Below are 9,752 nucleotides of genomic sequence, written 5' to 3' on the forward strand. Positions count from 1 at the left end.
CTGTCCCGCCTCACCCGCCTCACCCGAACGTGTCGCCCTTGGCGTGGCGGCGAGCTGACGCCGGATCACCCGCCGCCCTGTGGCATGACGCTACGTCAGTTCTGGGCCGGCATCGGGGGCCCGCCGCCCGTGCCGGGCTCCAGCGCGTCCAGGGCCCGGCGCAACCCGGTGAGCTTCCGCTCCAGGTGCGCCGCGGTGGCCACGGCCGCGGCGTCGGCGGAGTCGTCGTCGAGCTGCTTCGACAGGGCCTCGGCCTGCTCCTCGACCGCGGCGAGCCGCGCGGAGAGCTCGGCGAGCAGCCCGGCGGACTCCTTGCCGTGGCCGCCCTCGCCGCCGCCCTCCAACTGGAGCCGCAGCAGCGCCGCCTGCTCGCGCAGCTTGCAGTTCTTCATGTACAGCTCGACGAAGACGGAGACCTTGGCGCGCAGCACCCACGGGTCGAACGGCTTCGAGATGTAGTCCACGGCGCCGGCCGCGTACCCGCGGAAGGTGTGGTGGGGCCCGTGGTTGATGGCGGTGAGGAAGATGATCGGGATGTCCCGGGTCCGCTCGCGCCGCTTGATGTGCGCGGCGGTCTCGAACCCGTCCATGCCCGGCATCTGCACGTCGAGGAGAATCACCGCGAAGTCGTCCGTCAGCAGCGCCTTGAGCGCTTCCTCCCCGGACGATGCCCGCACCAGTGTCTGATCGAGCGCGGAGAGAATGGCCTCCAGCGCCAGCAGATTCTCCGGCCGGTCATCGACCAGGAGGATCTTGGCCTTCTGCACCATGCCCCGTCCTCCTCGTCCCGGCAGCGGCTCGCCCCGGCTCCCGGAACCGGGGAAAGCACCGGGCGCCGCCCCAGAAGACGGCATCCTGGCGCCGTCCGTCCTTGTGCCGGTCATCGTAGCCGCACCCCGCCCGTCGCCACACCCTGTCACCGCGATGTCACTGTGCACCTACCGGAAACGCGGTGGGAGACCAGAAGGTTCCCCGTATCCCGGGCCCTCACACCCCCGTGGCGACAGTCCGTCAGCGACGGCCGGGGCCCGCGCGGGCGCGTCGCGCGGGCCCCGGCGCCACGGGTCACTTCCCCCGCATCCACTGCTCCATCACGGACAGCAGGTGGTCGGGATCGACCGGCTTGGTCACGTAGTCCGACGCGCCCGACTCGATCGCCTTCTCCCGGTCGCCCTTCATCGCCTTCGCCGTGAGCGCGACGATCGGCAGCCCCGCGAACTGCGGCATCCGCCGGATCGCCGTCGTGGTCGCGTACCCGTCCATCTCCGGCATCATGATGTCCATGAGCACCACGGCCACGTCGTCGTGCTGCTCCAGGACCTCGATGCCCTCGCGCCCGTTCTCCGCGTAGAGCACGGACAGCCCGTGCTGCTCCAGGACGCTGGTGAGCGCGAAGACGTTCCGGATGTCGTCGTCGACGATGAGCACCCGCTCGCCGGAGAAGGAGAACGTACGGCGCGGCTCGGCCTCCGCCTCCTGCTCCCCGCGCTCCGCCTCGGCCCCCGCCCCCGTCTGCCCCGCCTGACCGGGCGCCGAACTCCGCGCCTCCGCCGCCTCGGCGGCCGCCTTCCTGCGGTGCCGGAAGAGCGCCCCGGCCCCGGACCGCGACTCCGTCCGTACGGGAGCGGTCGGGAAGTGCGGGAACGGCGTCGCGCCCGCGGCTTCGCCCTCCGCCGCGTGCTGCGGGTCCTCGGAGCCGGGCGCGCCCTGCCCGTACCCGCTCGACGGCGGTTCCGTCGGGTTGAGCGGCAGGTAGAGGGTGAACGTCGAACCGCGGCCGGGCTCGCTGGCCGCGAAGATCTCACCGCCGAGCAGCCGCGCGATCTCCCGGCTGATCGACAGGCCGAGGCCCGTGCCGCCGTACTTGCGGCTGGTCGTGCCGTCCGCCTGCTTGAAGGCCTCGAAGATGACCCGCATCTTGCTCGCCGCGATCCCGATGCCGGTGTCCGTGACCGAGAACGCGATCAGGTCCGCGTCCGCGTCCCGCAGGGACCCGGCCTCGAGGAGCTGCTCCCGGATCGACTGCGGCACGTCCGCGTGGGCGGGCCGGATGACCAGCTCGACCGCCCCGGCGTCGGTGAACTTCACCGCGTTGGAGAGCAGGTTGCGCAGCACCTGCAGCAGCCGCTGCTCGTCGGTGTGGAGGGTGGCCGGCAGCTCGGGCGAGACCCGCACCGAGAAGTCCAGTCCCTTCTCCGCCGTGAGCGGCCGGAAGGTCGCCTCCACGTAGTCGACGAGCTGCACGAGCGCGATACGTGTCGGGGACACGTCCATCTTGCCCGCCTCGACCTTCGACAGGTCGAGGATGTCGTTGATCAACTGCAGCAGGTCCGACCCGGCGCCGTGGATGGTCTCGGCGAACTCCACCTGCTTCGGCGTCAGGTTCGACTCGGCGTTGTCGGCGAGCAACTTGGCCAGGATCAGCAGCGAGTTGAGCGGCGTGCGCAGCTCGTGCGACATGTTGGCCAGGAACTCCGACTTGTAGCGCATCGAGACCGCGAGCTGCTCGGCGCGCTCCTCCAGGACCTGCCGGGCCTCCTCGATCTCGGTGTTCTTCACCTCGATGTCCCGGTTCTGGCGGGCGAGGAGCTCCGCCTTCTCCTCCAGTTCGGCGTTGGAGCCCTGGAGTTCCATCTGCCGGTGCTCCAGCTCCGCCGAGCGCTCCTTCAGCTGCTCGGTGAGCTCCTGCGACTGCTGGAGCAGCACCTCGGTCTTGGTGTTGACGCTGATGGTGTTGACCGTCGTCGCGATCAGCTCGGCCAGCTGGTTGAGGAAGTCCCGCTGGATCTGCGTGAACGGCTGGAAGGAGGCCAGCTCGATGACACCGAGGACCTTGCCCTCGAAGAGCACCGGCAGCACGATCACGTGCGCGGGCGCCGCCTCGCCGAGCCCCGAGGAGATCTTGAGGTAGCCGGGCGGCACGTTGACCTGGATGGTCCGCTTCTCCTCAGCGGCCGTCCCGATGAGCGTCTCCCCGGGCCGGAACGAGGTCGGCATGGACCCGGCCGAGTAGCCGTAGCTCCCGCGCATCCGCAGCTCGTACGAGCCGTCGCCCTCGCCCACCAGCTCGGCCTCGCCGTGCGCGGAGCCCGTCGGCATCGCGACGAAGAAGGCGCCGTGCTGGGCGGAGACCACCGGCGTCAGCTCGCTCATGATGAGCGAGGCGACGTCGTCGAGGTCCCGCCTGCCCTGCATGAGACCGGAGATGCGGGCCAGGTTGCCCTTCAGCCAGTCCTGCTCCTCGTTGGCGAGGGTGGTGTCGCGCAGGTTGGTGATCATGGTGTTGATGTTGTCCTGGAGGGCCTGGATCTCGCCCGCCGCGTCCACACCGTCGATCTTCAGGTTCAGGTCGCCGCGGGTGACCGCGGTGGCGACGGCCGCGATGGCCCGCACCTGCCGGGTCAGGTTCCCGGCCATCTCGTTCACCGACTCGGTGAGGTCCCGCCAGGTGCCGTCGACGTCCCGGACGCGGGCCTGACCGCCGAGGATGCCCTCCGTGCCCACCTCGCGGGCCACGCGCGTGACCTCCTCGGCGAAGTTCGACAGCTGGTCGACCATCGTGTTGATGGTGTTCTTCAGCTCCTGGATCTCACCGCGCGCGTCGATGTCGATCTTCTTGGTGAGGTCGCCCTTGGCGATGGCGGTGGTGACGGCGGCGATCTGGCGCACCTGACCGGTGAGGTTGGACGCCATCGAGTTCACGGACTCGGTGAGGTCCTTCCAGGTGCCCGAGACGCCCGGCACCCGGGCCTGGCCGCCCAGTTCGCCCTCCGTACCCACCTCACGGGCCACGCGCGTGACCTCGTCCGCGAAGTTCGACAGGGTCGCCACCATCGTGTTGACGGTCTCGGCGAGCTCGGCGACCTCGCCGCGCGCCTCGACCGTCACCTTCTTCGTCAGATCGCCGTTGGCGACGGCCGCCGAGACCCGGGAGATGTTCCGCACCTGACTCGTCAGGTTGTTCGCCATCAGGTTGACGTTGTCGCTGAGGTCCTTCCACGTGCCGGTGACCCCACGGACGCGGGCCTGACCGCCGAGGATGCCCTCCGTGCCCACCTCACGGGCCACGCGCGTGACCTCGTCCGCGAAGTTCGAGAGCTGGTCGACCATCGTGTTGACGGTGGTGACCAGCTCCAGGATCTCGCCCCGGGCGTCGACGGTGATCTTCTTCGACAGGTCGCCCATGGCGACGGCCGTGGTGACCTCGGCGATGTTGCGGACCTGACTGGTCAGGTTGTTCGCCATGAAGTTCACCGACTGGGTCAGGTCCTTCCAGGTGCCGGAGACCCCCTGCACCTCGGCCTGACCGCCCAGGATGCCCTCGGTGCCCACCTCGCGGGCCACCCGCGTCACCTGCTCGGCGAAGTTGGACAGCTGGTCCACCATCGTGTTGAGGGTGTTCTTCAGCTCCAGGATCTCGCCCCGGGCGTCCACGTCGATCTTCTGCGACAGGTCACCGCGCGCCACCGCGGTGGCGACCTGCGCGATGTTGCGCACCTGCGCCGTCAGGTTCCCCGCCATGAAGTTCACGGAATCGGTCAGGTCACGCCACACACCGGCCACACCCGGCACCTGCGCCTGACCACCGAGCCGTCCGTCGGTGCCCACCTCACGGGCCACCCGCGTCACCTGCGCGGCGAAGGCGGACAGCTGGTCCACCATCGTGTTGATGGTGTTCTTCAGCTCCAGGATCTCGCCCCGGGCGTCCACGTCGATCTTCTGCGACAGGTCACCCCGCGCCACGGCCGTTGTCACCTGCGCGATCTGCCGCACCTGCGACGTCAGGTTCCCGGCCATGAAGTTCACGGAGTCCGTCAGCTCGCGCCACCGCCCGGAGACGCCGTCCACCCGCGCCTGACCGCCGAGCCGCCCCTCGGTGCCCACGTCCCTGGCCATCCTGGTCACCTGGTCCGCGAAGGCCGACAGCTGCGACACCATCGTGTTGACGGTGTTCTTCAGCTCCAGCATCTCGCCGGCCACGTCCACCGTGACCTTCTGCGACAGGTCGCCGTTGGCGACCGCCGTCGTCACCTGCGCGATGTCCCGCACCTGACCGGTCAGGTTCCGGAACGCCGTGTTCACCGAATCGGTGAGGTCCTTCCACGTACCGGCCGCGCCCGGCACCTCGGCCTGACCGCCGAGCAGACCCTCGACGCCGACCTCCCGGGCCACCCGGGTCACCTCGGAACCGAACGCCGACAGCTGGTCCACCATCGTGTTGACGGTGTTCTTCAGCTCCAGCATCTCGCCGGCCACGTCCACCGTGACCTTCTGCGACAGGTCGCCGTTGGCGACCGCCGTCGTCACCTGCGCGATGTCCCGCACCTGCGTGGTGATGTTCCGGAAGACGGTGTTGACCGAGTCTGTGAGGTCCTTCCACGTGCCCGCCGCACCCGGCACCTGCGCCTGACCGCCGAGCAGACCCTGCGCACCGACCTCGCCCGACACCCGGGTCACCTCGTCGGCGAAGATCCGCAGCGTGTCGGTCATCTGGTTGATCGTGTCGGCGAGCTGCGCGATCTCGCCCCGCGCGCTCACCGTGACCTTCTGCGACAGGTCGCCGTTGGCGACCGCCGTCGTCACCTCGGCGATCCCTCTCACCTGATTGGTGAGGTTCCCCGCCATCGTGTTGACGGAATCCGTGAGGTCCTTCCACACACCGGCGACCCCGGCCACCTCGGCCTGACCGCCCAGCTCCCCCTCCGTCCCCACCTCGCGCGCGACGCGGGTCACCTCGGAGGAGAACGACGACAGCTGGTCCACCATCGTGTTGACGGTGTTCTTCAGCTCCAGCATCTCGCCGGCCACGTTCGCCGTGACCTTCTGCGACAGATCGCCGTTGGCCACCGCCGTCGTCACCAGCGCGATGTCCCGCACCTGCGCCGTCAGCCGGTACGCCATCGTGTTGACCGAGTCCGTGAGGTCCTTCCACGACCCGGACACCCCGCGCACCTGCGCCTGCCCGCCCAGGATGCCGTCGGTGCCGACCTCGACGGCGACCCTCGTCACCTCCGACGCGAAGTTCGACAGCTGGTCGACGAGGTTGTTGACGGTCCGCGCGACCTTCAGGAACTCCCCGCGCAGCGGCCGCACGGCCCCGTCCGCACCCTCCGAACGAAGGTCCATCCGCTGGTCGAGATCGCCCTCGGCGACCGCCGAAAGCACCCGGCCCACCTCGGACACCGGCCGCGCCAGATCGTCGACCAGCGCGTTCGCCGCCTCGATGGCCGCCGCCCAGGCCCCCTCGGTGGCCCCGGCCTCCAGCCGCTCGGACAGCTTGCCCTCGCGCCCCACCACCCGGCGCACCCGCGACAGCTCACCCGTCACGTGCATCTGCCGGTCGGCGACCTCGTTGAACACGGCGGAGATCTCCGCCATGACCCCGTCACCGGAGACCGTGAGCCGCCTGCGGAGGTTCCCGTCGCGCATCGACACCAGCGCGCCGAGCAGCCGTTCCAGAGCCGCCGCGTCCACCTGGACCGTCCCGCCACGGGCACGCCCGCCCCTCGCGCGCGTGCCGCTGCCGCTGCCGCTGCCCCGACGCGTCGCCGTGCCAGACTCCACCGTGTCCCTCCCGAAAGGGGTCGACCGTACCGCTCCGGCTCTCACCGGTAGCCTGCCCAGTGTTTCACCGCGACCGAACCAGGCGATAACAGTTCGGCAGCTTCGCACAACGTCCCCACCCCGGGGGGACGGAAACAGTGGTGACCGGCACACGTGCGGACAGCGAAGGTAAGTAACCTGGCTTTCGGCTGTCCAACCGCCCCGGTCCGCCCGGCGGGGGCGGTGTGGCGCGCGTACGACCACCGGGCAGCGGGAGGGACAGACCGAGCATGGCAGAGCCGGGCGTCGAGACGCGTACGAGGAGTGCTGTGATCACCGCGCGGGCGACTGCCACCTTCGAGCCCGTCGGGCGGTCCGTCGCGGCCGCGCGCGCGTTCGTCCGGGACACCCTCCAGGGCTGGGGCCACCCCGAGCTCGTCGACGACGCCACCGTCCTCACCAGCGAACTCGTCACCAACGCCGTGATCCACGCCGGCACCTCCGCCGAGGTCCTCTGCCTGCGCGCCGAGGAGAGCATCCGCGTCGAGGTCGCCGACCGCTACCCCGAGCGCGAGATCCCCGTCCAGGGCGGCCGCACCGTCGCCCACCCGGACCGCGAGAACGGCCGCGGCCTCCTCCTCTGCGCGGCGCTCGCCTCCCGCTGGGGCGTCGACTACTCCCCCACCCGCAAGCACGTCTGGTTCCACCTCGACCTCCCCCGCCGCCCCGTCGGCACCCGCTCCGCCGGCCCGGTCCTCCCCGACGCCCTCCTCCCGGTCGCCGACAGCCGCGTCCGGGTCGCCGTCACCCAGATCGACCGCGGCGGAGCCATCACCGCCTGGAACGACGACGCCGAGGAACTCTTCGGATACGCGGCCGACCAGGTCACCGGCAAGCCGCTGGGCGACCTCGCCGCCTGGCCCCACACCCCCGGCATCGGCACCGGCCTCGCCGAGGCCCTCCGCCTCTCCCGCTGGGAGGGCAGCTACGGCATCCGCTGCGCCGACGGCCGCGTCGTCCCCGTGTACGCCTCCCACCTGCGGGTACGCGACTCCCAGGGCGAGCCGTCCACGGTCTGCCTCCTCGTGCGCGAACACGAGCGGGCCGTCCTCCAGACCCCCCAGCGCCCGGCCGCCGACCCCGGCTCCGAGAGCCGCGCCGCCGACCCCTTCGAGATCTTCATCGGCTCCCCCGCCCCCGACGACCTCGACGGCCTCCTCCAGCGCACGGTGGAGCGCGCCCGCGACATGCTCGACGGCGACGCCGCCTTCCTCCTCCTCGCCACCGACGACGAGACGGAGCTGGAGGTGCGGGCCACCACGGGCCTCCCCTCGGCCCGCCAGCGGTTCGCCCGGGTCCCCGTCGAGACGGGCGCCAGCCGGTACGGCTCCGCCCGCATGCCCGCCGTCCACGAGGACCTGGCCGCCGTCCCCGGCGCCGTACCGCTCCTCGAAGGCACCGGCATGCGCTCGGTCGTCACCGTCCCGCTCAAGGTCGAGGGCCGGCTCACCGGCTCCCTCGGCGTCGCCGCGGAGACCGCGAACCGCTACTCGAACGAGGAGGCCCTGCGCCTCCAGTTCGCCGCCGACCGCATCGCCCTCGCCGTCGAGTCCGCCCGCCTGGGCGAACTGGAGCGCCTGCGCCGCGGCTCCCTCAGCTTCCTCGTCGAGGCCTCCGACCTCCTGGCCGGAACCCTCGACCGCGACCAGACCCTGGCCCTGATGGCCCAGATGACGGTCCCGACCCTCGCCACCTGGTGCGCGGTCTACACGATCGCCGACACGGCCTCCGAGCCCTACCTCTCCTACGTGCTCCACGAGGACGAGGACCGCATCGACGGCCTCAAGGCCCTGCTCTCCTCGATCGCCCCGCCGGACCCGGTGCCGACGCCCGGGGCCCGGGCGTGGACCGCTCCGGCCGACGCCGCCCAGCAGGCCGCGCTCTCGGCCTCGGTCCGCGAACTCGACAACCCGGGCAGCCCGCTCTCCTCCGGCATCGACACCACGCTCGCCACCGCGAGCGCCGTCGCCGGCGAGACGGTCGTCCTTCCCCTCGTCGCCCGCAACCGCGTCATCGGCATGCTCACGCTCGGCCGCCCGGTCGAGGACCACTTCCGCCAGGAGATCCTGGAGCTCGCCGAGGACCTCTCGCGCCGAGCCGCCCTGGCCCTGGACAACGCCCGGCTGTACTCGGAGCGCGTGGCGATCAGCCAGTCCCTCCAGCGCAGCCTCCTGCCGCCCGGCCTCCCCGACATCCCCGGCGTCGAGGTCGACGTCATCTACCGCGCCGCCGGCGAGGGCAACGAGGTCGGCGGCGACTTCTACGACGTCTTCCCCATCAGGGACGGCGCCTACGGCTTCGCCATCGGCGACGTCTGCGGCACGGGCCCCGAGGCCGCCGCGGTCACGGGCCTGGCCCGCCACGCCCTGCGCCTCCTGGCCCGCGAGGGCTTCGGCGGCCCGGCGGTCCTGGAGCGCCTGAACGCGGCGATCCTCGACGAGGGCGCCCGCAGCCGCTTCCTGACGCTCCTGTACGGCGAGATGCACCCGCAGGCCGACGGCTCGGCCGTCCTGAAGGTCGTCTGCGCCGGCCACCCGCTCCCGCTCCGCCTCCGCCAGGACGGCACGGTCGCCCCCGCGGCCGAACCGCAGCCGCTCCTGGGCGTCATGGACGACCTGGAGCTGTACGAGGAGACCGTCCGGCTCGACCCGGGCGACGTCCTCCTCTGTGTGACGGACGGCGTGACGGAACGCCGCGAGGGCACCCGCATGCTCGGCGACGACGGCCTCGCCGAAGTCCTCAAGACCTGTACGGGCCTGACGGCCGGCGCGGTCTCCGCCCGTATCCTCCGCGCTGTCGAGCGCTTCGCCCAGGCCCCGGCCTCCGACGACATGGCGATCCTGGCCATGCGCCTCCAGGAACCGGACCCCAGCTGACCCCCACGGAGCCGGCCACCTCGCGTCGGGGCGGTCGGCTCCCCACCGTTCCTGCCCAGGAACGCAAAAAGGCCCCCGCCTGAGGCGGGGGCCTTTTCTCTGAGCCCTTTAACGGAATCGAACCGTTGACCTTCTCCTTACCATGGAGACGCTCTGCCGACTGAGCTAAAAGGGCGGGTTGTTCGGCGGTGTCCTACTCTCCCACAGGGTCCCCCCTGCAGTACCATCGGCGCTGAAAGGCTTAGCTTCCGGGTTCGGAATGTAACCGGGCGT

The 9,752-nt window shown here is 71.2% G+C and carries 3 protein-coding genes, 1 tRNA gene and 1 rRNA gene; 1 reads left to right on the top strand and 4 read right to left on the bottom strand.

Annotated features, from left to right (window positions below; all coding sequences use genetic code 11):
- Positions 1-95 precede the first annotated feature (95 nt).
- Together ACWDVG_RS29425 and ACWDVG_RS29430 are read right to left on the bottom strand one after the other, a co-directional pair.
- A complete protein-coding gene (locus tag ACWDVG_RS29425; RefSeq protein ID WP_451703658.1) occupies positions 96-770 on the bottom strand; it encodes a response regulator in 675 nt (224 codons plus the stop codon).
- A 295-nt stretch (positions 771-1,065) separates the two neighbouring features.
- On the bottom strand, positions 1,066-6,474 hold the full coding sequence (locus ACWDVG_RS29430; RefSeq protein WP_451703659.1) for a HAMP domain-containing protein: 5,409 nt from the start codon (positions 6,472-6,474) through the stop codon (positions 1,066-1,068).
- Between the two features lie 359 nt (positions 6,475-6,833).
- Here ACWDVG_RS29430 and ACWDVG_RS29435 point away from each other — a divergent pair, with 359 nt between their 5' ends.
- Positions 6,834-9,479, top strand: a complete 2,646-nt coding sequence (locus ACWDVG_RS29435; RefSeq protein ID WP_451703660.1) for a SpoIIE family protein phosphatase — start codon at positions 6,834-6,836, stop codon at positions 9,477-9,479.
- A gap of 102 nt (positions 9,480-9,581) precedes the next feature.
- Here ACWDVG_RS29435 and ACWDVG_RS29440 read toward each other — a convergent pair.
- Both ACWDVG_RS29440 and rrf read right to left on the bottom strand, forming a co-directional pair.
- Positions 9,582-9,654 (bottom strand) — tRNA-Thr (locus ACWDVG_RS29440).
- A gap of 5 nt (positions 9,655-9,659) precedes the next feature.
- A 5S ribosomal RNA gene (rrf, locus tag ACWDVG_RS29445) occupies positions 9,660-9,752 on the bottom strand; the annotation flags it as partial.

The organism is Streptomyces sp. NPDC003327 (genome assembly GCF_053589515.1).

Excerpts from the sequence above, each read along its gene's own strand:
- ACWDVG_RS29425 (WP_451703658.1), bottom strand. The coding sequence starts at position 770 with ATGGTGCAGAAGGCCAAGATCCTCCTGGTCGATGACCGGCCGGAGAAT.
- ACWDVG_RS29435 (WP_451703660.1), top strand. The coding sequence starts at position 6,834 with ATGGCAGAGCCGGGCGTCGAGACGCGTACGAGGAGTGCTGTGATCACC.